The sequence below is a fragment of the Pseudomonas sp. FW507-12TSA genome (assembly GCF_058781435.1).
In genome coordinates, this window is record NZ_JBYSWT010000042.1 from 12,150 (window position 1) to 36,912 (window position 24,763).

At 64.7% G+C, this 24,763-nt stretch carries 25 protein-coding genes and 2 pseudogenes; 18 read left to right on the forward strand and 9 right to left on the reverse strand.

Annotated features, from left to right (window positions below; genetic code table 11):
- Window positions 1-87: 87 nt before the first annotated feature.
- Window positions 88-690, reverse strand: a complete 603-nt coding sequence (gstA, locus tag AC3WK8_RS29120) for a glutathione transferase GstA (RefSeq protein WP_085597332.1) — start codon at window positions 688-690, stop codon at window positions 88-90.
- 101 nt (window positions 691-791) lie between these two features.
- Between gstA and AC3WK8_RS29125 the strand changes: the two genes are divergently transcribed.
- The 3 genes and pseudogenes from AC3WK8_RS29125 to AC3WK8_RS29135 all read left to right on the forward strand — a co-directional run.
- On the forward strand, window positions 792-1,652 hold the full coding sequence (locus AC3WK8_RS29125; protein ID WP_103326489.1) for a LysR family transcriptional regulator: 861 nt from the start codon (window positions 792-794) through the stop codon (window positions 1,650-1,652).
- Window positions 1,653-2,292: 640 nt separating this feature from the next.
- A pseudogene (locus AC3WK8_RS29130) lies at window positions 2,293-2,961 on the forward strand (PAS domain-containing protein); the annotation flags it as partial.
- 120 nt (window positions 2,962-3,081) lie between these two features.
- Window positions 3,082-3,507, forward strand: a pseudogene (locus AC3WK8_RS29135) (methyl-accepting chemotaxis protein); the annotation flags it as partial.
- 69 nt (window positions 3,508-3,576) lie between these two features.
- On the opposite strand, the gene AC3WK8_RS29140 reads toward AC3WK8_RS29135, so the two are convergent.
- The 4 genes from AC3WK8_RS29140 to AC3WK8_RS29155 form a co-directional block, all read right to left on the reverse strand.
- A complete protein-coding gene (locus AC3WK8_RS29140; protein ID WP_103326488.1) occupies window positions 3,577-3,981 on the reverse strand; it encodes a hypothetical protein in 405 nt (134 codons plus the stop codon).
- A gap of 180 nt (window positions 3,982-4,161) precedes the next feature.
- A complete protein-coding gene (locus tag AC3WK8_RS29145; RefSeq protein WP_103326487.1) occupies window positions 4,162-4,902 on the reverse strand; it encodes an NAD-dependent epimerase/dehydratase family protein in 741 nt (246 codons plus the stop codon).
- 31 nt (window positions 4,903-4,933) lie between these two features.
- A complete protein-coding gene (locus tag AC3WK8_RS29150) occupies window positions 4,934-5,566 on the reverse strand; it encodes a glutathione S-transferase family protein (protein WP_103326486.1) in 633 nt (210 codons plus the stop codon).
- A gap of 98 nt (window positions 5,567-5,664) precedes the next feature.
- Window positions 5,665-6,096, reverse strand: a complete 432-nt coding sequence (locus tag AC3WK8_RS29155) for a PACE efflux transporter (RefSeq protein ID WP_022640409.1) — start codon at window positions 6,094-6,096, stop codon at window positions 5,665-5,667.
- Window positions 6,097-6,218: 122 nt separating this feature from the next.
- Here AC3WK8_RS29155 and AC3WK8_RS29160 point away from each other — a divergent pair, with 122 nt between their 5' ends.
- Window positions 6,219-7,136, forward strand: coding sequence for a LysR family transcriptional regulator (locus AC3WK8_RS29160; RefSeq protein ID WP_103326485.1), 918 nt, complete (start codon window positions 6,219-6,221; stop codon window positions 7,134-7,136).
- 3 nt (window positions 7,137-7,139) lie between these two features.
- Here the strand turns inward: AC3WK8_RS29160 and AC3WK8_RS29165 are convergent, their stop codons facing one another.
- Complete coding sequence (locus AC3WK8_RS29165) at window positions 7,140-8,069, reverse strand: LysR family transcriptional regulator (protein ID WP_103326484.1); 930 nt, start codon at window positions 8,067-8,069, stop codon at window positions 7,140-7,142.
- Between the two features lie 66 nt (window positions 8,070-8,135).
- Between AC3WK8_RS29165 and AC3WK8_RS29170 the strand changes: the two genes are divergently transcribed.
- Window positions 8,136-8,756, forward strand: a complete 621-nt coding sequence (locus tag AC3WK8_RS29170) for a LysE family transporter (RefSeq protein WP_103326483.1) — start codon at window positions 8,136-8,138, stop codon at window positions 8,754-8,756.
- Window positions 8,757-8,762: 6 nt separating this feature from the next.
- On the opposite strand, the gene gntR is transcribed toward AC3WK8_RS29170, so the two are convergent.
- Window positions 8,763-9,794 carry an HTH-type transcriptional regulator GntR gene (gene gntR, locus AC3WK8_RS29175; RefSeq protein WP_068579305.1) on the reverse strand — a complete coding sequence of 344 codons (1,032 nt, stop codon included), beginning with the start codon at window positions 9,792-9,794 and terminating at the stop codon, window positions 8,763-8,765.
- A 217-nt stretch (window positions 9,795-10,011) separates the two neighbouring features.
- Between gntR and AC3WK8_RS29180 the strand changes: the two genes are divergently transcribed.
- Together AC3WK8_RS29180 and AC3WK8_RS29185 are read left to right on the forward strand one after the other, a co-directional pair.
- Window positions 10,012-10,545, forward strand: a complete 534-nt coding sequence (locus AC3WK8_RS29180) for a gluconokinase (protein WP_085597322.1) — start codon at window positions 10,012-10,014, stop codon at window positions 10,543-10,545.
- A gap of 83 nt (window positions 10,546-10,628) precedes the next feature.
- Entirely contained in the window at window positions 10,629-11,981 is a 1,353-nt protein-coding gene (locus tag AC3WK8_RS29185) for a GntP family permease (RefSeq protein WP_053137179.1), read from the forward strand.
- A gap of 156 nt (window positions 11,982-12,137) precedes the next feature.
- Here the strand turns inward: AC3WK8_RS29185 and alaC are convergent, their stop codons facing one another.
- A complete protein-coding gene (gene alaC / locus AC3WK8_RS29190) occupies window positions 12,138-13,352 on the reverse strand; it encodes an alanine transaminase (RefSeq protein ID WP_085597321.1) in 1,215 nt (404 codons plus the stop codon).
- 280 nt (window positions 13,353-13,632) lie between these two features.
- On the opposite strand from alaC, the gene AC3WK8_RS29195 reads away from it, so the two are divergent.
- The 9 genes from AC3WK8_RS29195 to AC3WK8_RS29235 all read left to right on the forward strand — a co-directional run bounded on the left by AC3WK8_RS29195 (window position 13,633) and on the right by AC3WK8_RS29235 (window position 23,292).
- Entirely contained in the window at window positions 13,633-14,295 is a 663-nt protein-coding gene (locus tag AC3WK8_RS29195) for a LysE family translocator (protein WP_103326482.1), read from the forward strand.
- Window positions 14,296-14,363: 68 nt separating this feature from the next.
- Entirely contained in the window at window positions 14,364-14,852 is a 489-nt protein-coding gene (locus AC3WK8_RS29200) for a GyrI-like domain-containing protein (protein WP_085597319.1), read from the forward strand.
- 253 nt (window positions 14,853-15,105) lie between these two features.
- Window positions 15,106-15,204, forward strand: coding sequence for a K(+)-transporting ATPase subunit F (kdpF, locus tag AC3WK8_RS29205; protein WP_022640401.1), 99 nt, complete (start codon window positions 15,106-15,108; stop codon window positions 15,202-15,204).
- A 31-nt stretch (window positions 15,205-15,235) separates the two neighbouring features.
- Window positions 15,236-15,358, forward strand: coding sequence for a hypothetical protein (locus AC3WK8_RS29210; RefSeq protein ID WP_256224242.1), 123 nt, complete (start codon window positions 15,236-15,238; stop codon window positions 15,356-15,358).
- Between the two features lie 13 nt (window positions 15,359-15,371).
- A complete protein-coding gene (kdpA, locus tag AC3WK8_RS29215; RefSeq protein ID WP_085597318.1) occupies window positions 15,372-17,078 on the forward strand; it encodes a potassium-transporting ATPase subunit KdpA in 1,707 nt (568 codons plus the stop codon).
- 9 nt (window positions 17,079-17,087) lie between these two features.
- Window positions 17,088-17,771: a potassium-transporting ATPase subunit KdpC gene (gene kdpC / locus AC3WK8_RS29220; protein ID WP_103326481.1), complete on the forward strand. Its 684-nt coding sequence runs from the start codon at window positions 17,088-17,090 to the stop codon at window positions 17,769-17,771.
- Window positions 17,772-17,777: 6 nt separating this feature from the next.
- Window positions 17,778-19,850 (forward strand): potassium-transporting ATPase subunit KdpB, encoded by a 2,073-nt coding sequence (gene kdpB, locus AC3WK8_RS29225; RefSeq protein WP_103326480.1) that lies wholly within the window; start codon window positions 17,778-17,780, stop codon window positions 19,848-19,850.
- Between the two features lie 56 nt (window positions 19,851-19,906).
- Complete coding sequence (locus AC3WK8_RS29230) at window positions 19,907-22,600, forward strand: DUF4118 domain-containing protein (protein WP_178088063.1); 2,694 nt, start codon at window positions 19,907-19,909, stop codon at window positions 22,598-22,600.
- Entirely contained in the window at window positions 22,597-23,292 is a 696-nt protein-coding gene (locus tag AC3WK8_RS29235; protein ID WP_053137160.1) for a response regulator, read from the forward strand. Before AC3WK8_RS29230 ends, AC3WK8_RS29235 begins: the two co-directional genes overlap by 4 nt.
- Here the strand turns inward: AC3WK8_RS29235 and AC3WK8_RS29240 are convergent.
- Entirely contained in the window at window positions 23,271-23,423 is a 153-nt protein-coding gene (locus AC3WK8_RS29240; protein WP_022640393.1) for a hypothetical protein, read from the reverse strand. The two genes, AC3WK8_RS29235 and AC3WK8_RS29240, sit on opposite strands and share 22 nt — an antisense overlap.
- A gap of 208 nt (window positions 23,424-23,631) precedes the next feature.
- On the opposite strand from AC3WK8_RS29240, the gene AC3WK8_RS29245 reads away from it, so the two are divergent.
- Together AC3WK8_RS29245 and AC3WK8_RS29250 are read left to right on the forward strand one after the other, a co-directional pair.
- Window positions 23,632-24,129, forward strand: coding sequence for a GNAT family N-acetyltransferase (locus AC3WK8_RS29245; protein ID WP_103326479.1), 498 nt, complete (start codon window positions 23,632-23,634; stop codon window positions 24,127-24,129).
- 163 nt (window positions 24,130-24,292) lie between these two features.
- Window positions 24,293-24,727 carry a YybH family protein gene (locus AC3WK8_RS29250; RefSeq protein WP_103326478.1) on the forward strand — a complete coding sequence of 145 codons (435 nt, stop codon included), beginning with the start codon at window positions 24,293-24,295 and terminating at the stop codon, window positions 24,725-24,727.
- The last annotated feature ends 36 nt before the right edge of the window (window positions 24,728-24,763 follow it).

Genomic DNA, 24,763 nt, shown 5'->3' on the forward strand with positions numbered 1-24,763 from the left:
TCCCGGGCCGATCACAGGTGCGTGCACCAGTGTGATCGACCCGGGAGGCGGCACCGGTTCGGTACCGCTCAAGGGTCAGCGGTCGGCTCAGGCCAGTTCGATTTCCAGCGCCGCGCGCACGGCTGGGCGCTGTTCGACGCGGGCCTGGAATTTCACCAGGGCCGGCCACGCGGCCAGGTCGATATCGAACAGTGCAGTCCAGCGCAGCACGGTGAACAGGTAGGCATCGGCGACTCCGAACTGGGCGCCTTGCAGGTAATCCTGGCGTTCCAGTTGCTTGTCCACGAAGGCCAGGCGCTTGGCCAATTTCTGACGGAATATTTCCCGGGCCTTGTCCCCGAAATCGGGGTTGAACAGCCAGTTGAGGATGCCGTGGACTTCAGTGGTGATGAAGTTCAGGGTCTCTTGCAGGCGGACCCGCTGCCAGGTGCCATTGGCTGCGGCAAGGCCGGCCTCGGGCTTGAGGTCGGCCAGGTATTGCAGGACTGCGGGGCCCTCGGTCAGCAGCTCGCCGTTGTCCAGCTGCAGCGCCACCACGTAGCCCTTGGGGTTGATGCTGTAGAAGTCCTGGCCGTCCGCGGTGCGTTTGGTGTGGACGTCGACGCGGACCAGTTCGAACGGCAATTGCAGTTCCCGCAGGATGATGTGGGAGGCCAGGGAGCAGGCTTGGGGAGCGTAGTAGAGTTTCATGGGCAATTCCCTTTGAGGTGAAGGTGGAGCCAGTGTGGAGGACACCGGCAACATGGGTAAAATTACTCTTTCAGAAATACTCCATAAGGATAGCTACTGTCATGATGAACTTGATGCACTGGCGGTTGTTGGTGGCCATTGCCGAGTACGGCACCATCACCCGCGCCGCCGGGCAAGTGGGCATGACGCAATCCGGCGCCAGCCAGGCCCTGGCGCAGATGGAGGACATGCTTGGCGTGCGCTTGTTCGTCCGCGACCACCGGCGGGTCCTGCCCACGGCGATCGGCCTGCAAGTGCTGGAGCAGGCGCGAGCGATGCTCGGCTCCCTGGCGCAGATTCGCCAGTTGGTGGACACCGCCCGCGGCATCCCCCGGGGCAGCCTGCGGCTGGCGGGGTTTCCGGTGGTGATGGCGACCTTCATGCCGCCGTTGCTGCAGCGCTTCAACCAGCTCTACCCGGGGATCGAGGTGGTGCAACTACAGGTCAGCGACGACGAAGTGGATGCCTTGCTCGACGCGCAGTTGGTGGACCTGGGCGTGGTGCTGAACCCGGAGCCCGAACGTCGCTCGTGGTTGCTGGGGCGCGACTCCTGGGTTGCAGTGCTGCCCGAGGATCATGGCTGGCGCGGGTCCAGCATCGACCTGGCGAGCCTTGTGGCCCAGCCCTTCGTCCTGGCCACGGGCGGCTGCTCGGTGAATGCTCGCAGCCTGGCCGCCAGGGCGGGCCTGGCCTTGGCGGATGTACGGGTCGAGGTACGCGAGTGGAACAGCGCCTTCAGCCTGGTGCGCGAACGGCTGGGAGTGACCCTGGTGCCCCGCAGCACCTTGCCCGAACAGCGCCAGGGACTGCGGATACTGCCCTTGGCCACTGTCCTGGAGCGTGAGTTCGCCCTGGTGCCGGCCACCGGCAGCGAGCCCAATGCGTTGGTGCGAGCCTTCCTCGACATTCTCGACGAGCGTTGACGGGCAGCCTCTTCAAGAGCTGTAAGCAGGCAATGTTCGTGTCTTGTTTGTTACATGATCGCTAATCAACTGCAATGCCGGGAAAGTTGCGCGAACAGCCTGACTAGTGGACTTGCATAGAGTCGACGGCTGTCTATGCTCAAGCGTGAAAATTCGTATCCGTCGGCCTTCGAATATCTGCTTCGCGATGTTCATGTCCATGTAGACGATGTTTGTTCGACTCTTTCCAGAACGCTGCGCCGGAGTTGCCAGTCACCGCAAGAGTGCTAGGCCAGAGGTGTCGCCGGCTCAGGAACGTTCGCTCGGAGGGAGCCTGATGCCCTGTTAGGTCCGACCCGGCAATGGGTCATCGAGAAAAGGATGGCTTGATAAGAGTGTTGCAACATGGACTCTCCGATTAAACATCATTTATCACCTGACACTTCCTTGCGCATATGCAGGGAGCGCTTGCCATGTTTTATGAACGTTGTGGTGGATCAGTTGAAAGACTAGGAACTTCCGTCAATCAAAAGACAGCGTTGAAGGTGATACGTCCATGTTTAACCTACATCACAAGGCTGACCTGCTGGAAATCGAGCGTTTCAACTGCGCCTTGAGCGAAGCCAACGGCAAGTTGGCGGCCATCAGTCGTTCAATGGCGATGATCGAGTTTTCCCCCGACGGAGTCATCCTCGACGCCAACGAGAACTTCTGTCAGGTCATGGGCTATTCCGTCGAGGAAATACGCGGCAAGCATCACCGGATTTTCTGCGAAGAAGAGTTCTACCGCAGCGAGGACTACAACAAGTTGTGGCGCGACCTGGCCCGGGGCGAACCGATCAGCGACACCTTCGTGCGGCTGAACAAGAAGGGCGAGGAGATCTGGCTCGAAGCCAGCTACATGCCGGTATTCGACGCCAATCGCCAGGTCAGGAGCGTGATCAAGGTCGCCTCGGACATTTCCGACCGGATCCACCTGGAGCACGAGAACCAGAGCCTGCTCAACGCCATCGGTCGCTCCATGGCGATCATCGAGTTCAGCCCGGACGGCCGGATCATCACGGCCAACGACAACTTCCTCAAGACCATGCAGTACTCCCTCGCCGAGATCGTCGGCCAGCACCACAGCATGTTCTGCCACCGGGCCGAATCCGAGTCCGCCGAGTACAAGCAGTTCTGGGCCTCCCTGAACCGTGGCGAGTACCACTCCCATCGCTTCGAACGGGAGAACAAGTACGGCCAGACGGTGTTCCTCGAGGCCTCCTACAACCCGCTGTTCGATGCCAAGGGCCGGCTGTACAAGGTGGTCAAGTTCGCCAGCGACATCACCCAGCAGATGACCACCTTGCAGTCCGCCGCAGAATCGGCCCATAGCACTTCCGTACAGAACGACGCCTGCGCGCAGAAAGGTTCGGAGGTGGTGCAGCAGACGGTGGGGATCATCCAGCAGATCTCCCGCGACCTGAACGAAGCGGCGCTCAGTATCGATGCGGTGAGCAAGCAGTCGGAGATCATCGGCACCATCGTCCAGACCATCCGCGGAATCGCCGACCAGACCAACCTGCTGGCGCTCAATGCCGCCATCGAGGCTGCCCGGGCCGGTGAGCATGGACGAGGCTTCGCGGTGGTGGCGGACGAGGTGCGCAGCCTGGCGGCCCGCACCAGCCAGGCGACGGTGGAGATCGTCGAGGTGGTGCGCAAGAACCACGACCTGTCCAAGAGCGCGGTCACCAGCATGCAATCGAGCCTGAGCCGCACCGGGCTGGGCGTCGAGCTGGCGAACGAGGCAGGGGAAGTGATCCTGGAGATCCAGCAGGGCTCGCGGCATGTGGTGGATGCCATCAGCCAGTTCAATACATCCCTGCAATTGCAGTAGCCGGCCAGGTACGAAAAAGGGTTCCCGATGGGAACCCTCGTTCATTATCCGACCTTGCGTTGCCAGTCTTTACAGCGAGGCGAGGAACTTCTCTTCCAGCGGCTTCACGCTGTCCTTGGACTGCTGCTGTTCTTCCTTGGCCAGTTTCACCTTGTCTTGCATACGCTGGGTGATTTCCTGGTTGATCGCCATCTGGCGCTCCGGCGGCAGGTTCTTCAGGTCTTCCTCGGTCAGCCCCAGCTCCTTGAGGATGCTGTCGCGCAGGCGCTGCTCGGGGCTTTTGCTCATGTAGTCCTTGAAATCGGACAGGGCATCGCTCTGGGTCGCGCTGTTGGCCTGTGGCGTATTGGCGGCCGGTGGCGTGGCTTGTTGCAGCATGCCGCTGTACAACGCACTGGCGGCGGCCGTGGTCGGGTCCATGTCGGTGCGCGCAGTAGGCTGCACTGAAACGGATGTCTGGGCGTTAACGAACATGATCGAGAACCTGTGTAAGGGAACCAGGCCAAAAATTTAGCAAGTTCCATGCCCATGATCAGGTCCTTGTAAATCAAGGGGTTGTGGCCGGCGGCAGGCCCGAGAAGGCAGAAAGCGGACAGTTCTTGCCGCTTCCTGGCAATAACCGGCTTGGCCGGCTTGCCAGGGCCGGGGACCGGCTCAATAGGTGATGGCGATGCCGAAGTCTTGCTGGAAGGCATCATCCACCGGTTCATAACCCAGGACACGCCGTGTTTCGCTCAGATCCAGGCGCTTGAAGCGGTTGTTGGAAATGCCATGGCCGATGAAGTGCCGGATTCCTGGCGTTTGTACCGCGCGCTGCAGCAGTTGTACGGCATCCCGTGGGCTGAGCCAGGCGCTGAGGTCGCGGGTGGTGGTCAGTTCATGCTGGTCGGGGAACTCAAAGGCACCGATGCGCAAGGCGATGCACGACAGTCCCTTGCCGGCATAGAACCCGCACAGCGCCTCGCCGTAGCACTTGCTCACGCCGTACAGGTTGGCCGGCATCACGGGCATGTTCGTGTCGATCTGCCGATCCACGGGGTAGCCTTCGATGGTTTGGGCACTGCTGGCGAACACCAGGCGCTGGCAGCCAGCGTTCGCTGCCGCCTCGAACAGGTAGGTGGTGGCGAGGATATTGGTGGGGAGCAACTCGTCGAAACCGGCCTGGGCATGGGGGATCCCGGCCAGATGCACGATGACGTCGATGCCGGCCAGCAATTGCTCGATGGCCTGCGGGTCGTTCAGGTCCAGGCGCACGAAGCGGTGGGGAGCGGGAACCTCGAAGGTCGGTTCCAGCCGATCGGTGAGGGTGAAGCGATAGCGCTCCAGGCTGCCCTGGAAAAATACCTTGCCTATCCGGCCGCAGGCGCCCGTCAGCAGTACGTTTAGTCTGTCCATGTCGTACTTCCAGTGATTGAGTGAGGCAGGGTCAAGGCGTGCCGTTGCGCCCATGCAACAGGAAACCCGGGCGCTGGCTCAGGCGTTCGTAGTAGACCGCCACAGCGGGGAAGTCCGGGTGCTCCATGGGAGTCATTCGCCAGCGATTGACCGACAGCCCGAGGACGATATCCGCCAGGCTGAAATCATCGCCGGCGGCATAGGCCTGGGTGCGGGCCAGTTGCTGTTCGAGGATCTGCATCTTGGCATTCCAGGCCAGCAGGCTGGCCCCCAGGCGCCGGCTGTCCTGGCAATCGGGGTGTTGGCGCACCAGGCCCATGAATGCATAGCTCCAGGACGGGTTGAGCTCCGTGGCCTGCCAGTCCATCCATTGCTCCACCAGGGCCCTGGCCCGCGGAGCGATCGGCAGCAGGCCGCTGCCCGGATGCAGGTTGGCCAGGTAGCGGCAGATGCTGTTGGACTCCCACAGGACGCCGGCGTCGTCGATCAGCACCGGGACCTGGGCATTGGGATTGAGGGCAAGGAATTCAGGGGTGTGGGTGGAGCGAAAGCCGCTGCCCCAGTCTTCCTGTTGATAGGGCAAGCCAAGTTCCTCGCAGGTCCACAAGACTTTCCTGACGTTGATGGACGAGGCTTTACCGAGAATTCTGCAGGGGGTTCCCATGACGCTTCCTTGTTCTTGGTTCTGGCAGGTCCTGGGAATCTAACAGCGTCGCGCCGGCGCCGCGACGGGCAATTTACCCGGCGCAACGCTGGCGGTTTTCAGGCCGGGTCGGGCAGCGCCGAGGCGGGCAGGCCGAAGACCCGGTCGAACAACCAGTTGAAGGCGAAGGTGTAGCACGGGATGAACAGGATCAGCGCCAGGTCCAGCAGGAAGGCCTGTACCAGGCTGATGTCCATCCACCAGGCGATCAGCGGGATCAGGAACACGATCAGCGTCAGCTGGAAACCCACGGCATGGGCGATGCGCCGCTTGACGGTTCGGGTCCGCGAGACCTGACGGCTTTCCCAGCGCTCGAACAGGCTGGTGTAGATGAAGTTCCAGGTCACGGCGATGCTGGTGATGATCACGGCCAGCGGGCCGGTACTGGTGGGCGAGGTGCCGGACAGCAAGGCCAGGCCCAAGGCCGAGAAGGTCATGCCGAATACTTCGAACAGCGAGACATAGACCAGTTTGCGTTTCACGCCTTGCATGGGAGTTCCTTGGTGAAAAGGGGGGGGAGCCAGCCTGGAGCTGGTGAAGTGCGCAGAAGATAGCTTCAATTTAGGTGACAGAAAAAGTCGGAAGCTTTCAGTGTTTCTGATAGGTTGGGGCGATGAATTTTTCCAGCGACAGCATCCAGTTGTTTCTTGCCGTGCTCGAGCGCGGCTCCTTTTCCGCCGCCGCCCGGTTCCTGGGCAAGGTGCCCTCGGCAGTCAGCATGGGGATCGCCAACCTCGAGGCCGAACTGGGTTATGCCTTGTTCGATCGCAGCCATCGCGAGCCGGTGCCGACGCCGCTGGCCTTGGCCCTCGCGCCCCATGCGCGCTTGATCGCCGATCAGCTGCGACAGTTGCAGGTACATGCCGTCGAGCTGTCCCTGGGCCTGGAAAGCAAGCTGGCGGTGGCGGTGGTGGACGATATCGACAAGCAGCGAGTGCTGGCGGCGATCAAGCTGATTGCCGAGCGTTACCCGTTGCTGGAGGTGGAAGTGCTCAGTGCGCCCCAGGACGATGTGCTGCAGTTGCTGCACAGCGGGCGGGTCAGTGTCGCGGTGGCATTCGCCGGCTTGAGCGTCAACGCCCTGGAATACTTCCAGTACGTGGGCAGCGAGCGCATGACGGCCTGTATTGCCGCCCGCCATCCGCTGTTCCAGGCCAGCGACGGCAGCCTGTACCTGGAGGACCTGATCCAGGTACGCCAGGTGGTGGTGGCCAGCCGCGACTTGCCCATCAGCGATACCCGGCCCCTGGTGGGAGAATCCCGCTGGCGCACCGACAGCCTGGCCATGGCCTTGCACATGGTGGAAGCGGGGATCGGCTGGGGCAACTTCCCGCTGTCGGTGTTGCGCCCGCTATTCGCGGCCGGGCGTCTGCAGCGCCTGCGTTTCAAGAACATCGACAACGGCCTGACCTTGCCGGTGCATGCAGTGTGGCTCAAGAGCCAAGCGTTGCAGAAAGGCGCCCTGGCCCTGGTGCAATTGCTCAGCGGCCAGGACCCGGCGCTCGATAGCCCGCCTGTGCCGGTGGCGTAATGCTCAGTCCCGAGCCTGTTCCCGCAGCCAGTGCAACAGCAACCCTGCCGGCGAGTCGGCATCGATGGGGCCGGGCGACAGCAGGTAGTAGGCGCTGCCGTCGGCGATGAAGTCGAAGGGGGCGCACAAGAGCCCACTGGCCAGGTCGTCGCGTACCAGTTGCCAGGGCGCGATGGCCAGTCCCAGTCCCGCCACGGCCGCTTGCAGGCTGAAGTAGAAATGCTCGAACCCTTGCTCCTGGGGTGCGGGGCTATCAGCTAGCTGCTGCAATTGCAGCCACTGCTGCCAGGCCGTCGGCCGGGTGGCACTGTGCAGGCGCGGGGCGTGTCCGGCCAGTCGCGGTCGATCTTCTGTCTGTGGCGCCCAGTCTGCCTGGTGCTGCGGGCGGCACACCGGGCCGATGCGTTCATCGAACAACCAGTGGGCCTGGGTTTCGCTGCTCCAGGTGAAGTCGTTGCGGCGGATCGCCAGGTCGATCCCGGCATTGAAGGAGAAGGGGCCGCCACCGGCCAGCAGTTGGATCGACACCTGCGGATATGCCGCCTGGAATTGCGGCAGCCGGGGGATCAACCAACGCATCAGCAGGGTGGGTTCGCAGGACAACACCAAGGGCCCCAGGGCCTGGGCGCTGCGCAGGCGAACGGCAGTATGCTCGACCAGGTCCAGGGCCTGGCTCACGCTATGCAGCAGCTCGCTGCCGGCGGCGGTGAGGAATACCCGGTGGTTGCGACGCTCGAACAGCGGCGTGCCCAAGTCTTCTTCCAGGGCTCGTACGGCGCGGCTGATGGCGCCGTGGGTCAGGTGCAGGGCGGCACCGGCACGGGTGAAGCTCTCCAGGCGCGCCGCGGCCTCGAAGCAGCGCAGGGCCCCCAGTGGCGGCAGGCGGCGACGTAATGACTGTGAGTTTTTATCACCGTAAGTGTCAGTTTTCATCGTTGGCTGTTTCCGTGGCGGTCCCCATACAGTAGCGCCTGATTCTATAACCAAGGCGTATGTAACGTGACTGAACTGTTAGTCGTACTCACCATTACCATTCTTGCTGTACTCAGCCCCGGAGCCGATTTCGCCCTGGTCACCCGCAACAGCCTGATGCTTTCGCGGCGCCACGGCGTGCTCACCGCCCTGGGCATCGGGCTGGGGGTCATGCTGCATATCGGCTACAGCTTGCTGGGGGTAGGGGTGCTGCTGCAGCAGTCGCTGCTGTGGTTCACGGTGCTGAAGAGCGCCGGGGCGATGTACCTCATCTACCTGGGCTACAAGCTGCTGCGCAGCCCGGCGTCGGCTGGGCAGGAGACGCTGGCGCAGGGCCAGGCGATGTCCGGCTGGGTGGCCCTGCGCAGTGGCCTGCTGACCAATGCGCTGAATCCGAAGACCATGATCTTCGTCCTCAGCCTGTTCATGCAGGTGATCGAGCCGGGAACCCGCTTGCCGGTGCAACTGGGCTACGGCGCGATCATCGTCCTGGCCCATGTGCTGTGGTTCGTGGCGGTGGCGCTATTCTTCTCGGCGCCGGCCATCGCTGGCCGGCTGCTGGCCTACAAGCGCCGGATCGATCAGCTGTTCGGCGTGGTGCTGGTGGGCTTCGGCCTGTTGCTCGGTGCCCTGGGCCTGCGGCCCTGAGGCGCCTCAGGTGCTTTCGCGGACCCTTAGCTCGAAGCCCATGTCCACCACCGGTTCGGCCACGCTGTTGCCGGCCAAGAGGGTCAGCATCTGCTCGGCGGCGCGCCGGCCAATGGCTTCCCGTGGGGTGCTGATGCTGCTCAGGCGCGGCACCATGTATTCCGAGGACGGCAGGTCGTTGAAGCCCAGCACCGCCACCTGCTCGGGAACCTTGATGCCGCAGCGCATGGCTTCCAGCAGGGCGCCCTGGGCCAGGTCGTCGTTGCCGAAGAAGATCGCGTCCACCTGGGGCTGGCTCTGCATCAGTTGCAGGAACAACTCGCCGCCCAGGCCCACGGAGGAGGGGCGTGGGGTCAGCAGTTCCAGGTCCGGGTTGTACAACCCGGCAGCCTGCAGGGCCCGGCGGAAGCCTTCGCCGCGCAGCAGGGTGCGCTGATCCAGTTGCGCGCCGATGTAGGCCAGGTGCCGGCGCCCGCGGGAGATCAGGTGCTGGGCGGCGGTCTCCCCGGCGCTGAGCTGGGAGAAGCCCACGCAGTTGATCCCGGATGCGCTGTCCAGGTCCATCATGTAGACGCAGGGAATGTTGTTCGCCTCGATCATCCGCCGGGCGCTTTCAGTGCGGTCGAAGCCGGTCAGCAGTAAACCCCGGGGCTGGTAGGTCATGTAGTTGCGCAGCAGGTTCTCTTCTTCGTCCCGGGAATAGTGGTAGTTGCCGATCAGCACTTCGAAGCCCTTGGGCCGCAGGACCTGGTGGATGGCTTCCAGGGTTTCGATGAACAGCAGGTTCGACAGCGACGGCACCAGTACCACCACCGACTGGCTCTGGGCCGAGGCCAGGGCGCGGGCGGCGGAGTTGACCACGTAGTTCAGCTCCAGCGCCGCCTTCTGCACTTTTTCCACCAGTTCGGTGGCCACGCTGCTGACGCCGCGCAGCGCCCTGGAAGCGGTGATCGGGCTGACGCCAGCCAGGCGTGCGACTTCGTTGAGGGTTGGGCGGCCCGTGGTACGGGAATTTTTATCGTTCTTCTGGGTGGTCATCAGACGGCTTGCCAAACAAAATTCAAGTCACTAAGGTAGCGCTGTCCTAAAACAGCTGCAATGCGTGAGCGAGGTGTGCCTGACTCCTCGCTCTTTGGTTTTGGCGGACTATATACGCGGCAACCCACAAAAATGACAAGAAGGCGTCGGCAGACACTGTTTTTGTACTAGAACTAGAACTAGCGAAGGTAGCGCTGTCTGCGCGCTGAGGTCTTATATGAGTCAACCTATTACCGCCCTGGTCATCATGGGCGTTGCCGGCTGTGGCAAATCCAGCGTCAGCCAGGCCCTGTGCCAGCGCAGCGGTGCCACGGCCATTGAAGGCGATACGTTCCACCCTGCCGCGAACATCGCCAAGATGAGTGCCGGAATCCCCCTCGACGACGACGACCGCGCCGGCTGGCTCGACAGCCTGTGCGAGGAATTGCGCCGTGCCCTGGCCGCCGGCCAGCAGCCGGTACTGACCTGCTCGGCCCTCAAGCGCCAGTATCGCGAGCGCCTGCGCGCCGCGACCCCCGGCCTGGGCTTTGTCTTCCTCGAACTGAGCCCGCAAGTCGCCGCCGACCGCGTAGCGCACCGGCCAGGGCATTTCATGCCATCGACCCTGATCGACAGCCAGTTCGCCACCCTCGAATCCCCGGTGGGGGAGCCGCTCACCCTGGCCCTGGATGCCAGCAACCTGAGCGTCCTGCGCCTGGCCGAACTGGCCCACCAATGGTGGCTGGCAAACGGCCTCGAAACTTCACGCTAGGTGTCGCCTCGAAAAAGGTAGCGCTATCCACTCGGCCCTTGTTTTTAACGCTTTAATAAAAACAACAAACCGGAGGCAAACTCATGTTTGGCATGTCCCAAGAGACCTATCTGCTGGTTGATGCAGTGGTCACCATCATCGGGCTGATCGTCTTGATCACCCGCTTCAAACTGCACCCCTTCATCGCCCTGATCATCGCGGCCGGCTTCCTGGGCCTGACGTCGGGCATGCCGGTGGACAAGATCATCAAGGCGTTCCAGGACGGCTTCGGTGGCGTGCTCGGTTTCGTCGGCATCATCCTGGCGCTGGGCACCATGCTCGGCAAGATGATGGCCGAGTCCGGCGGCGCCGATCAGATCGCCCAGACCCTGATCCGTTCGTTCGGCAAGGAGCGGGTGCAGTGGGCGATGATGTTCGCCGCCTTCCTGGTGGGGATCCCGCTGTTCTTCGAGATCGGCTTCGTGCTGCTGATCCCGCTGGTGTTCATCGTCGCCCGGCGTACCGGGGTCTCGCTGATCAAGATCGGTATCCCGCTGCTGGCCGGCCTGTCCGCAGTCCACGGCCTGGTGCCGCCGCACCCGGGGCCGCTGCTGGCCATCGGCGTGTTTGGCGCCGATATCGGCAAGACCATCCTCTACGGCCTGATCGTGGCGCTGCCCACGGCGATCATCGCCGGTCCGATCTACGGCACCTTCATTGCCAAGTACATTCCTGGCAACCCATCCCAGGAACTGGTGGACCAGCTGGCCCGCGAACCCCAGAGCAGCGAGCTGCCCAGCTTCAGCGTGACCCTGGTGACCGTGCTGCTGCCGGTGTTCCTGATGCTGCTCAAGACCTTCGCCGACGTGGCCCTGGCCGACGGGCATTTCTTCCGCATCTGGATGGACATGATCGGCCACCCGATCACTGCCTTGCTACTGGCGCTGCTGTTGTCGCTGTACACCTTCGGCTACAAGCAGAACATCGACTCCAAGCGCATGCTCAAGCTCCTGGACGCCAGCCTGGCGCCGACCGCGGCGATCATCCTGATCATCGGTGCCGGTGGTGGCTTCAAGCAGATGCTGGTGACCAGTGGCGTGGGTGATGTGATCGGCCACATGGCGGTCAACGCGCAGATCTCGCCGATCCTGCTGGCCTGGCTGGTAGCGGCGGTGATCCGCATCGCCACCGGTTCTGCCACCGTGGCCACCATCACGGGCGCAGGGATCGTGGTCCCGGTGGTGGGGATGATCCCCGGGGTCAACCGCGAACTGCTGGTGCTGGCCACCGGCGCCGGGTCGCTGATCCTGTCCCATGTCAACGATGCCGGCTTCTGGCTGGTCAAGCAGTACTTCAACATGACCGTGGCCGAGACCTTCAAGACCTGGACGGCCATGGAGACCATCCTGTCGGTGGTGGGCCTGATCTTCATCCTGCTGCTGTCGCTGGTAGTCTGACCTCCTGCGCTACGCCGCCCACAAAAAAACCGCAGCGATGCGGTTTTTTTGTGCCTGTTCGATTGTAGGAGCGGCCGGTCGACGCTCGATTGCCCGCGATGGCTGGCTCAGCGTTATCGTCCAGCGCCGGCAAGCCTGGTTCCTACAGAGGCCGCATCACGCGCCTTTGTGCACCAGGCCGTCGGCGCGGAACATGCCGCGGATGCCACGCACGGCCTGGCGGATACGGTCCTGGTTCTCGATCAGGGCAAAGCGCACGTGATCGTCACCGTATTCGCCGAACCCTACGCCCGGCGAGACGCAGACCTTGGCCTCGGCCAGCAGCTTCTTGGCGAACTCCAGCGAGCCCAGGTGGGCATAGGCCTCCGGGATCTTGGCCCAGACGTACATCGAGGCCTTGGGGTTCTCCACCATCCAGCCCAGCTCATGCAGGCCCTTGACCAGCACATTGCGCCGCTGCCGGTACTGCTCGGCGATATCGCGCACGCACTGTTGGTCGCCTTCCAGGGCCGCGATGGCAGCCACCTGCAGCGGGGTGAAGGTGCCGTAGTCGTGGTAGCTCTTGATCCGCGCCAGGGCGCTGACCAGCTCCGGGTTGCCGACCATGAAGCCGATGCGCCAGCCGGCCATGTTGTAGCTCTTGGACAGGGTGAAGAACTCCACCGCGATGTCCTTGGCCCCGGGTACCTGCATGATCGACGGGGCCTTCCAGCCGTCGTAGACGATGTCGGCGTAGGCCAGGTCGTGGATCACCAGCACGTCGTACTGCTTGGCCAGGGCGATCACCCGTTCGAAGAAGTCCAGCTCCACGCATTGCGAGGTGGGGTTGGACGGGAAGCCGAGGATCATCATCTTCGGCTTGGGGATCGAGCCGCGGATGGCCTGTTCCAGTTCGGCGAAGAAATCCACGCCGGGCACCAGCGGCACCGAGCGCACCTGGGCGCCGGCGATCACCGCACCGTAGATATGGATCGGATAGCTGGGGTTGGGCACCAGCACCGTGTCGCCGTGGTCCAGGGTGGCGAGCATCAGGTGCGCCAGGCCTTCCTTGGAGCCGATGGTGACGATGGCTTCGCTTTCCGGGTCGATGTCGACCTGGTAGCGCTCCTGGTACCAGCGGGAAATCGCCCGGCGCAGCCGTGGAATGCCCCTGGAGGTGGAATAGCCATGGGTGTCTTCGCGCTGGGCGACCTGCACCAGCTTCTCGACGATATGCGGCGGAGTCGCGCCGTCGGGGTTACCCATGCTCAAGTCGATGATGTCTTCGCCGCGCCGACGCGCAGCCATCTTCAGCTCGGCAGTGATATTGAAAACGTAGGGGGGGAGTCGATCGATACGCGCAAAGCGGCGCGGCGAAACTTGTTCGGCCATGGTTGCCTCGAGAAGACGTAAGCGCCCGGAACCGTCCGAGCGACGTTGGCCACTGCGGTGGCCTGCGGGGCAGACGATAAGGGCGCTGGCGGCGGCTTGTCCAGAGGCGTGAAAAATTATTTTCCCGGGCTGGCGGGCATTTGCGGGGGCGCAGGCTTTGCCGCTATAACGTGCACGCTTCTTGCTGGCCCTGGCCGGGAAAGGGGCGGGCCAGGCAGGTTTTCCCGGGCACGAGCTCCCCCGACGAGCCTTCGAACAACAGCAGTACATGGGATGGATGATGGAATTCACCAGCGGCTTCTTGCTCAGCCTTTCGTTGTGCCTGGATATCGGCGTGGCCAATATCGCGATGATCACCCTGGCCATGCAGCGTGGTTACTTCCAGGGCTTTTGCCTGGGCCTGGGCACCTGTGTCGGTGACCTGGTCTATGCGCTGCTGGCCCTGGCCGGGATGACCGTTTTGCTGCAGTACGAGACGGTGCGCTGGGTGCTGTGGCTTGGCGGTTCGGTGCTGCTGGTGTACTTCGCGGCGAAGATGATCTACGCCGCGATCCATCACGACGCGCTGCTCGACACCCGTGGCGAGGTGGACCGGGGCTCGCCGCGCAAGGAGTTCCTGCGGGGGATCTTCCTGGCCATGTCCTCGCCCAGCGCGATCCTCTGGTTCGCCGCCGTGGGAGGCACCCTGATCGCCCGCTCCGGGGGCGGCGGCACGGCTGATTCCGCGCTGTTCCTGGCCGGTTTCTTCTGCGCCGGGCTGGCCTGGACAATGGGCCTGTGCCTGGCGGCGACCCAGGGCGGCAAGCTACTGGGCGACAAGCTGTTGCGCTATTGCTACCTGGCATCTGCGGCGATCTTCTGCTATTTCGCGGTTTACGTGATCGTATCCGGTTACCAGGAGTTCATCGTCGGTGCCCGGCCGCTCGACCTTCCGGCGCTCTGATCCAGGCCTTGGCCACAGGCTTCTATACTTGCCTGCGAACCCTTTTTTAAGTGGCAGGAGTGGCATTCATGGATGAGCAAAACCAGGGCAGTGGCCCGCAACCACGCTTCGAAAGATGGCATTTCCTGCTGGTCGCCGGTTTCAGCCAGCACTTCACCCCTGCCGACATCCAGGTGATCGGCCAGCTGTGGCAGCGTTTCATTCCCCATATCGGCAAGGTGCCGGGGCAGGTGGATGACGTCACCTACGGCGTGTGCTGCAACCCCGATGGGCAGGGCGGCTTCGAGTACATCGCCGGGGTCGAGATCAGCAAGCTCGACGACTTGCCCGACCACTATCGCTGGGTCGAGCTGCAGCCCCAGCAGTACGCGGTGTTCGAGCACCACGGTTCATTGCAGCAGTTGCCCTGCACCTTCGACTACATCTGGCAGACCTGGCTCCCGCAATCGGGCCAGCAGGCCGCCGATGCCCCCTGCTTCGAGCGCTACAGCGCCGATTTCAATCCCAATACCGGGCATGGCAGCCTGGAAATCTGGCTGCCCCTGAAGACGGCCTGAACCTCTCGGGGCGCGTCGGCGCCCCTGCTTCGCCTGCACAGGGCGGCAATCTTTATGCGGTCTTGATACCGCCCCCCGCAATCAGTGCCCGACCTTGATACGCCCTCGCCTAACCTGCGTGGCGCAGAGAAGGGCGGTCGACCACCTGTTCCCGCCTCCCTGCCGGCGCCCATTGCCGGGCACCGCCAACGGTAGCGCCGCGAGCCGCTGATGAGGCCTGGCGCTGCCCCAAACGCCATCGAGGGGAACCGTCTTGCTGACACTGCCATTGATCTACGGCGCCAGCGGCTTTTGCGCTGTGCTGCTGTTCGCCTACCTGGGGTACGCGCTGATCCGCGCCGAGAAGTTCTGATGCGCGTTCCCAGCATTCGCCATGCATTGGCATGCGCCCGGCCGGGCGCTTTCGAGAAAGGAAACCAGCCATGTACGACCTGATCTTCGTGGGCCTGTCCCTGGGGTTCTTTGTACTGACGGCCCTGGGCATCGTCGCCATGGGCAAGATTTGAGCGGAGCATCGACATGTTGAGTACTGTGCTGGAATACGCGGTGATCCTCGGTCTGATGACCGGGCTCGCCGTGCTCATGGGCAAGTGGCTGGCCCGGGTCTTCAGCGGCCGCGGCCATGCCCTGGCGGAGCGCGCCACTTACCGCTTGCTGGGGATCGATCCTGGCGAGGCCATGGGCTGGGCCCGCTACGGTTCGGCCTTGCTGCTGTCCAACGCGGCGATGATGCTGCTGGGCTACCTGGTGCTGCGCCTGCAAGGGCTGACGCCCCTGAACCCGCTGGGGCTGGCGGCGCAGACCCCGGACCTGGCGTTCAACACCGCCGCCTCGTTCATCACCAATACCAACTGGCAGGCGTACTCCGGCGAGAGCAGCCTGTCGAACTTCAGCCAGATGGCGGCCATCACCTTCCTGATGTTCGTCGGCGCTACCGCCGGAGTGGTGGCCGCCGCCGGCTTCATCCGCGGCCTGAGCCGTTCCAGCTCGGCGGACATCGGCAACTACTGGGTGGATTTCATCCGCGTGCTGTACCGGGTGATGCTGCCCTTGTGCCTGCTGATGGCCCTGGTCTACGTCTGGCAGGGCATGCCCCAGACCCTGAATTCCGAGGCCCTGACCAGTACCCTGGAAGGCGGCCGCCAGCAGTTGATCGTCGGCGCCGTGGCCAGCTTCGAGTCGATCAAGCACATCGGCACCAACGGCGGCGGTTTCTTCAGCATGAACGCCGCGCACCCGTTCGAGAACCCGACGCCGCTGACCAACGTCCTGCACATCCTCAGCATGCTGCTGATTCCTTCGGCGCTGACCTACACCTTCGGCAGCATGCTGCTGCGCCGGCGCCAGGGCTGGGTGTTCTTCGGCACCTTCCTGGTGATGTTCGCAGGCTTCCTGGCCATCGTGTTCACTGCCGAGCAGAGCGGCAACCCGCTGCTGACCCTGGCCGGCGCCGACCAGCAACTGTCGGCGACCCAGAGCGGCGGCAACATGGAAGGCAAGGAGCTGCGCTTCGGCATCGCCGACACTGCGCTGTTCGTCACCACCACCACCGGTGCCACCACCGGCTCGGTGAACGCCATGCATGACTCGCTGACCCCCATGGGCGGTTTCGTACCCCTGGCGCAGATGATGCTCAACTGCGTGTTCGGCGGCGACGGCGTGGGCTTCATCAACCTGATCCAGTACGCCCTGCTGACGGTGTTCCTGGTGGGCATGATGATCGGCCGCAGCCCGGAGTTCCTCGGCAAGAAGATCGAGGCCCGGGAGATCAAGCTGGTGATGCTCTCGGTGCTGGCGCATCCGATCTGCATCCTCGGGTTCACCGCCCTGGCGGCGCTCTGGCCAGACACCCTCAACAGCCTCAACAACCTGGGTCCCCATGGTTTCAGCGAGGTGCTCTACGCCTACGCCTCGGGCACCGCGAACAACGGTTCGGCGTTCGCCGGGCTGAACGCCAACACGCCGTTCTTCAACACCACCATCGGCCTGGCGATGCTCATGGGGCGCTTCTTCACCATGCTGCCGATGCTGGCCGTGGCCGGCTCCCTGGCGGCGAAAAAGAACATCCCGGCCGGCGCCGGCACCATTCCCACCGCGACCCCGCTGTTCATGTTCCTGGTGGTGTTCGTGGTGCTGGTGGTCGGTGGCCTGACCTTCCTGCCGGCGCTCGCGCTCGGCCCGCTGGTGGAGCAACTGCAGTTGCTGGCCGGCCAGACCTACAAGTAAGGGGTTGTGATGACTACGCAAATGCAAACCCAGGGCACCACCGCGGTGCTGTTCAAGGGCCTGCTGCGCCCGGTGCTGGCGACAGCGTTGCTGTGCCTGGCACTGACCGGCCTGGCCTATCCGCTGGCGACCACGCTGCTGGCCAACCTGTTGTTTCCGTTCCAGGCCCAGGGCAGCCTGCTGCAGCGCAACGGCTTGGTGGTGGGCTCCAGCCTGATCGGCCAGGCCTTCCAGCGGCCGGAGTATTTCCAGGGTCGGCCGAGCATGACCCTGGGCAGCGATCCGCTGGACCCGAGCAAGAGCGTGCCGCAGCCCTACAACGCCGGGGCCAGTGGTGCCAGCAACCTGGGGCCCACCAGCCAGAAGCTGCTGGACAGCGTCGCCGAGCGGGCCCGTACCTACCGCCAACTCAATGGCCTGGCCGCCGACAGCCTGGTGCCGGTGGACGCGGTGACGGCTTCGGCATCTGGCCTGGACCCGCACATTTCCCTGGCCAACGCCCGGCTGCAGCTGGAGCGAGTGGCCCGCGCCCGGCACCTGCCGCCGGGCGAGCTGCAAGCCCTGCTGCAAGCACACAGCGAAGGCCGCACCTTCGGCCTGCTGGGCGAACCCCGGGTCAATGTGCTGCAACTGAACCTCGCGCTGGACGCCCTGGCGCCCATGCCTGCCTCGCCCCTCGCGGCCAGTGAGTAAGAGACCATGAGTAAGAACGCTCGTATTGCTTTGTTCGACCGTGGGTTGCTGCTCACGGCGTGCCAGGATGCCGTGAAGAAGCTGCTGCCCCAGGCGCAATGGAAGAACCCGGTGATGTTCGTGGTCTACCTGGGCAGCCTGCTCACCACCTTGCTGTGGCTGCAGTCCCTGGGCGGGCAGGGCGAGGCCCCCAGCGGCTTCATCCTGAGCATCGCCCTGTGGTTGTGGTTCACCGTGTTGTTCGCCAACTTCGCCGAGGCCCTGGCCGAGGGCCGCAGCCGGGCCCAGGCGGCGAGCCTCAAGGGCATGAAGCGCCAGACCCTGGCCAAGTTGCTGCAACAGCCACGGCACGGCGCCGCCTGGCTGCCCATGGCCGCCAGCGAGTTGCGCAAGGACATGGTGGTGCTGATCGAGGCCGGCGACCTGGTGCCCCTGGACGGCGAGGTCATCGAAGGCGTGGCCACGGTGGACGAGAGCGCCATCACCGGTGAATCGGCGCCGGTGATCCGCGAGGCCGGCGGCGACTTCTCCTCGGTCACCGGCGGCACCAAGGTGCTGTCCGACTGGCTGGTGGTGCGCATCAGCGTCAACCCCGGCGAATCCTTCCTGGACCGCATGATCTGCATGGTGGAATCGGCGCGGCGGCAGAAGACCCCCAACGAGGTGGCCCTGACCATCCTCCTGGTGGGCCTGACCCTGTTGTTCCTGTTGGTGATCGTTACCCTGAGCCCGTACTCGCTGTTCGCCGTGGCCATGAGCGGCACCGGCAGCGTGGTCAGTGCCACGGTGCTGGTGGCGCTGCTGGTGTGCCTGATTCCCACCACCATCGGCGGCCTGCTGTCGGCCATCGGCGTGGCGGGCATGAGCCGGATGATGTCGGCCAACGTCATCGCCACCTCCGGCCGCGCGGTAGAGGCGGCGGGTGACGTGGACGTGCTGCTGCTGGACAAGACCGGCACCATCACCCTGGGCAATCGCCAGGCCAGCGCCTTCCTGCCGGCCCCGGGGATCCGCGACAGCGAACTGGCGGATGCCGCGCAACTGGCGTCCCTGGCCGATGAAACCCCTGAAGGGCGGAGCATCGTGGTCCTGGCCCGGCAACAGTTCGACATCGCTGGGCGCGACCTGGCGACCCTGGGTGCGAGTGCCGTGCCGTTCACCGCCCAGACCCGCATGAGTGGCGTCGACCTGCCCCGGGGCCGCTGCATCCGCAAGGGCGCCGCCGATGCCATCCGCCGCCACATCGAGGCCCTGGGCGGCAGCTTTGCGCCAGCCCTGCAGGCCAGGGTCGATGAAGTCTCGCGCCGTGGCAGCACGCCGCTGGTGGTCAGCGACGGGGCCCAGGCCCTGGGCGTGGTGGAGCTCAAGGACGTGGTCAAGGGCGGGATCAAGGAACGCTTCGCCGAGCTGCGGCGCATGGGCATCAAGACCGTGATGATCACCGGCGACAACCGCCTGACCGCCGCCGCCATTGCCGTGGAGGCCGGGGTCGACGATTTTCTCGCCGAAGCCCGGCCCGAGGACAAGCTGCAGCTGATCCGCGACTACCAGGCCAAGGGCAAGCTGGTGGCCATGACCGGCGACGGCACCAACGACGCCCCGGCCCTGGCCCAGGCCGATGTGGCCGTGGCCATGAACAGCGGCACCCAGGCGGCGAAGGAAGCCGGCAACATGGTGGACCTGGACAGCAACCCGACCAAGCTGATCGAGGTGGTGGAGGTGGGCAAGCAGATGCTCATGACCCGTGGCGCGCTGACTACCTTCAGCGTGGCCAACGATGTGGCCAAGTATTTTGCTATCGTACCGGCCGCGTTCGTCGCTACTTACCCGCAGTTGGCGGCGTTGAACGTGATGCACTTGAACAGCCCGAACTCGGCGATCTTGAGCGCGGTGATCTTCAATGCCCTGATCATCGTGTTCCTCATCCCCCTGGCGCTCAAGGGCGTGAAGTACCGCTCCATCGGGGCGGCGGCGTTGCTCAACCGCAACCTGCTGATCTACGGCCTGGGCGGGGTGCTGGTACCCTTTGCCGGGATCAAGCTGATCGACATGCTGCTGGCCGGGCTCGGCCTGGTCTGACAGGACTCGCAAGGCGGCGCTCCCCGGAGCGCCGCCTTGTTCATTCAAGGATGCACATGGCTGTTCTCGACACTGGTATCCCCCCTCGCGATGGGCGCCCCGATCCCGATGCGTTGCTGGAAAAACTGCAGCAGGACGAGCAGGCCGCCCGGCGCGGCAAGTTGCGCATCTACTTCGGCTCCAATGCCGGGGTCGGCAAGACCTGCGCCATGCTCACCGCCGCCCGCCAGGAACTGGCCCAGGGTCGCGATGTGGTGGCCGGGATCGTCGAGACCCACGGCCGGCGCGACACCGCCGAGCTGCTGCAAGGCATCGAGGTGCTGCCTCGGCACCAGCTGATGCACCGTGAGCATGCCTTGCCCGAATTCGACCTGGACGCCGCCCTGGCCCGCCAGCCGGCGGTACTGCTGGTGGACGAACTGGCCCACAGCAATGTCCAGGGTTCCCGGCATCCCAAGCGCTGGCAGGACGTCGAGGAACTGTTGCGGGCCGGCATTGACGTCTGGACCACCCTCAATGTCCAGCACCTGGAAAGCCTCAACGACATCGTCAGCGGGATCATCGGCATCCGCGTGCGCGAGACGGTGCCCGATCATCTGTTCGACGACGCCCACGAAGTACTGGTGATCGACCTGCCGCCGGACGACCTGCTGCGCCGGCTCAAGGATGGCAAGGTGTACCTGGCGCCCCAGGCGGAGCGGGCTTCGCGCAACTTCTTTCGCAAGGGCAACCTGCTGGCCCTGCGCGAGCTGACCCTGCGGCGCACCGCCGACCGGGTCGACGCGCAGATGCGCGACTACCGCCGCGAACGCTCGATCAACGCCCTGTGGCCAGCCCGGGAGCGGTTGCTGGTGGGGATCGCCGGGGATCCGGCGGACGAGCGCCTGGTGCGCGAGGCGGCGCGCCTGGCGCAAAAGCTCGAGGCCGACTGGATGGTGGTGCACGTGGCGCCGGCCCAGCGTCGGGGCATCGGCGCCAGTCGGTATGCGGCTGCCATGAAGACCCTGGCCCTGGCCGCCGAGTTCGGTGCCGAGACCGCGACCCTGCCCGGCATGGACGTGGCCCAGGCCCTGGCCGCCTGTGCCCGCGAGCACAACGCCAATCGCCTGGTGCTGGGCCATTACCCGCGTCGGGTGTGGCAGGTCTGGCACCAGTCGGTGAGCGATCGCCTCAGTCGCCAGCACCCGGAAATCGACCAGATCGTGATCGCCAATGGGCCAGCGGACCGCGAGCGCAGCGTGGCACCCAAGCCCGAGGCCGGCCTGGCGCCCAGTCGTGCGCCGGCCTACCTGTGGGCCAGCCTGGCGTGCTTCGCCGCCACGGCAGTGGCGGCGCTATTGTTGAAGGTCTTCGACCCGGCCAACGTGGTGATGCTGTTCCTGCTCACCGTGGTCCTGGTGGCCCTGCGCCTGGGGCGCGGCCCCGGGGTCTGGGCGGCGATGCTGGCGGTGTTGTGCTTCGACTTCTTCTTCGTCCAGCCAGTGTGGTCGTTCACGGTCAACGACACCCAGTACTTCTTCACCTTCGCCCTGATGCTCGGCATCGCCCTGATCACCGGCCAGCTCACCGCGCGCCTGCGCCACCAGGCGCGTACCGCCGCCGAGGGTGAGCGCCGGGCCACATCCCTGGCCGGGCTGGCCCGGGAACTGTCGGCGGCGCTCACCGAGGAGCAGATCTGCGCCGTGGCCCTGCGCACCTTCAGCGGGGTGTTCGCGGCGCGGGTCGGGCTGGCTCTGCCGGATGCCGGCGATCGCGTGCGGGCCTTGAGCGCCAATGGCCTGGAACTGGACGAGAGCATCGCCCAGTGGGCCTACGATCATGGCCAGCCGGCCGGTAGCGGCACCGATACCCTGGCGGCGGCCCGGGGGCGCTACTTGCCGCTCAAGGCGCCGATGCGCGTGCGTGGCGTGCTGGTACTGGAACTGGCGGACGCCGAGCGGCTGCGCGAGCCGGAAGAACAACGCTTGTTGCAAGCCTGCATGAGCCAGCTGGCGATCGCCCTGGAACGGGTGCACTACGTCGAGGTGGCCCAGAGCACCGTGGTGCAGATGGAGGGCGAGCGCATGCGCAACACCCTGCTGGCGGCGATCTCCCATGACTTGCGCACCCCTCTGACCACCATCATCGGCGCTGCCGACGCCGCCTTGCCCCATGCCCCCGACGGCGTCCTGGCGCAGTTGCTGCGGGGTATCCATGACCAGGCCGGCTCCATGCAGCGGCTGATCGAGAACCTGCTGGACATGGCCCGCATGCAGGAGCGTGGGGTGCGCCTGAATCGCCAGTGGAACTCCCTGGAGGAGATCGTCGGCAGTGCCCTGCGCCAGTTGCGCGAGCCCCTGGCCGGGCATCAGGTGCGGGTCGCCATGGCGCCGCAGTTGCCACTGGTGGAGGTGGACGCGCTGTTGCTGGAGCGGGTACTGGTCAACCTGCTGGACAACGCCGCCAAGTACACGCCGGCCGGTACCCTGGTGCAGGTCAGCGCGCGCCAGGTCGACCAGCAGATCATCCTGCAGGTCAGCGACAGCGGCCCCGGTTGCCCCAAGGGCAGTTCCCCGGCCAGCCTGTTCGAGGCCTTCAGCCGTGGCCAGCAGGAATCGGCCGTGGCCGGGATCGGCCTGGGCCTGGCCCTGGCCAAGCGTATCGTCGAGGCCCATGGCGGACGGATCGAGGCCCAGCCTCACGCCGACGCCGGGCTGAGTTTTGTCATCACCTTGCCGGCGGGACAACCGCCTTCGATGGAAACCCTATGAGCAGCAGCCCACGCATCCTGATCGTCGAGGACGAAGCCAATATCCGCCGCTTCGTCGGTATCGCCCTGGAGGACGAAGGTTTCCAGGTATTCGAGGCCGACAGTGTCAAGCGCGCGCTGATCCATGCAGCCAGCCGCCAGCCAGACCTGGTGATCGTCGACCTGGGCCTGCCCGATGGCGATGGCAAGCAACTGATCAGCGAGCTGCGGGGCTGGCTGGCGGTGCCGATCCTGGTGCTTTCGGCGCGGGATCGGGAAGCGGAGAAGGTCGCCGCCCTGGACGCCGGGGCCGACGACTACCTGGTCAAGCCGTTCGGCGTACCGGAGTTGCTGGCGCGGATTCGCGCGCAACTGCGCCGCCATGGCCAGAGCGGGGCGGCCGCGGCCACCAGCAAGGTCAACTTCGGCGCCATCGAGGTGGACCTGGCGACCCATGAAGTGCGCCGCGAAGGGCAGCCGGTGCACCTGACGCCGATCGAGTACCGCTTGCTCTGCGCGCTGATCCGCGGCCAGAGCCGGGTCCTGACCCATCGCCAGCTGCTGCTGGAAGTCTGGGGCCTGGACTATGTGGACCGGGCCCACTACCTGCGGGTGCACATGGCCCATCTGCGGCAGAAGCTGGAGGCCGATCCGGCCCAGCCCCAGCATCTGGTCACCGAATTGCAGGTGGGTTATCGCCTGGTGGGGCTCTGAGCCCGGGCATGGCTAGCGTCTGATACACGCTTGTCGCGACGGCGTTCGTGCAAGAAATCGAGGTAGAAGGTGATACCGCCGAAGATGGCGATGGCGAGCAAGATGAAAAAACCGATCTGGGCAGAGCTCATGGTCTAGGTCCTTGGCAAGGCGCGGCGAAGCGGCCCGGGAGCCGTTCGCGAAGCGTCGGGGAGCTGATAGATAGTCCCTCGGCGCGAGCCTGGCCAGGGCTTATATGAAAGCTTTACGGGGTAGCCAGCGAACGCTACGCCGGTCATACACAACGCCGGGTCCTTGCTAGAATCGATGCCCCCTCAACTGACTTCAGGCTGCTGTTCCATGACCGCTCCGACCCCGTTGATCCGCACCGTCCTGCCTGCCGACCTGGATCGCTGCTTCGCCATCGAGACCCTGGCCTATGAAGGCGACGAAGCCGCGACCCGGGACAAGATCGCCACGCGTATCGCCACCTGGCCCGAGGGTTTCATCGTCGCCGAGGTCGAGGGTGTGGTGGCCGGTTTCATCAACTCCGGCGCCACCTTCGAGGTGCAGATGGCCGACGAGGCCTTCAAGGAACTGGTCGGCCACGACCCGGCGGGCTCCGAGGTGGTGATCATGTCAGTGGTGGTGCATCCGGACTTCCAGGGCCTGGGCCTGTCCCGGCAGTTGCTGGAAGCGTTCATCGCGCGCATGGCAGGCGCTGGCAAGGCGCGTATCCACCTGATGTGCAAGGAGCGCCATGTACCGCTCTACGAGCGCTTCGGTTTCGTCTACCTCAAGGCATCGGCTTCGGACCACGGCGGCATGGCCTGGCATGAGATGGTGCGGGCTCTGTAGTTCCGCCACCGCCAAAGGCCGCTATGTCGCGGCCTTTTTTGTGCCTGCATGGTTGGCGTGATTTTTTTCATCGGCATTGTCGATTGTGCGAAAGCCCAGGCGACTAGGGATGAATCGAGCAGTTAGCTCGGTGATACCCATTCACCTTCCGAGGAATTTCGCCATGTCCAATCCATCCAGTGAAGCCCGCGTACGCAGCCTGATCGACCACTGGCGGCAGGCGGTAATGGCCAGGGATATCGAGCAGATCGTCAGCTTCTACGCCGATGACATCGTCTCCTTCGACGCGGTCGGCGCCCTGCAATTCAAAGGCAAGGAGGCCTACCGTGCGCATTGGCAGGCTTGCATGCAGGTGTGCCCCGGTCCCGGGATCTTCGAGTTCCATCAATTGCAGGTGCGGGCCAGCGACGAGCTGGCGTTCGCCCATTGGCTGGCCCATTGCGGTGGCACCGATGCCGACGGTGTGGGCAAGGCCTGCTGGATGCGGGTCAGCGCGGCGTACCAGTGCCTGGGCGGCCAGTGGCAGGTGGTGCACGAGCATTGGTCGGCGCCCTTCGACATGCAGACCGGCACCACCTTGTTCGACCTCGAGCCCTGACCGTCGGCGGGTTCGCCAAAGCCACGAACAGCGACC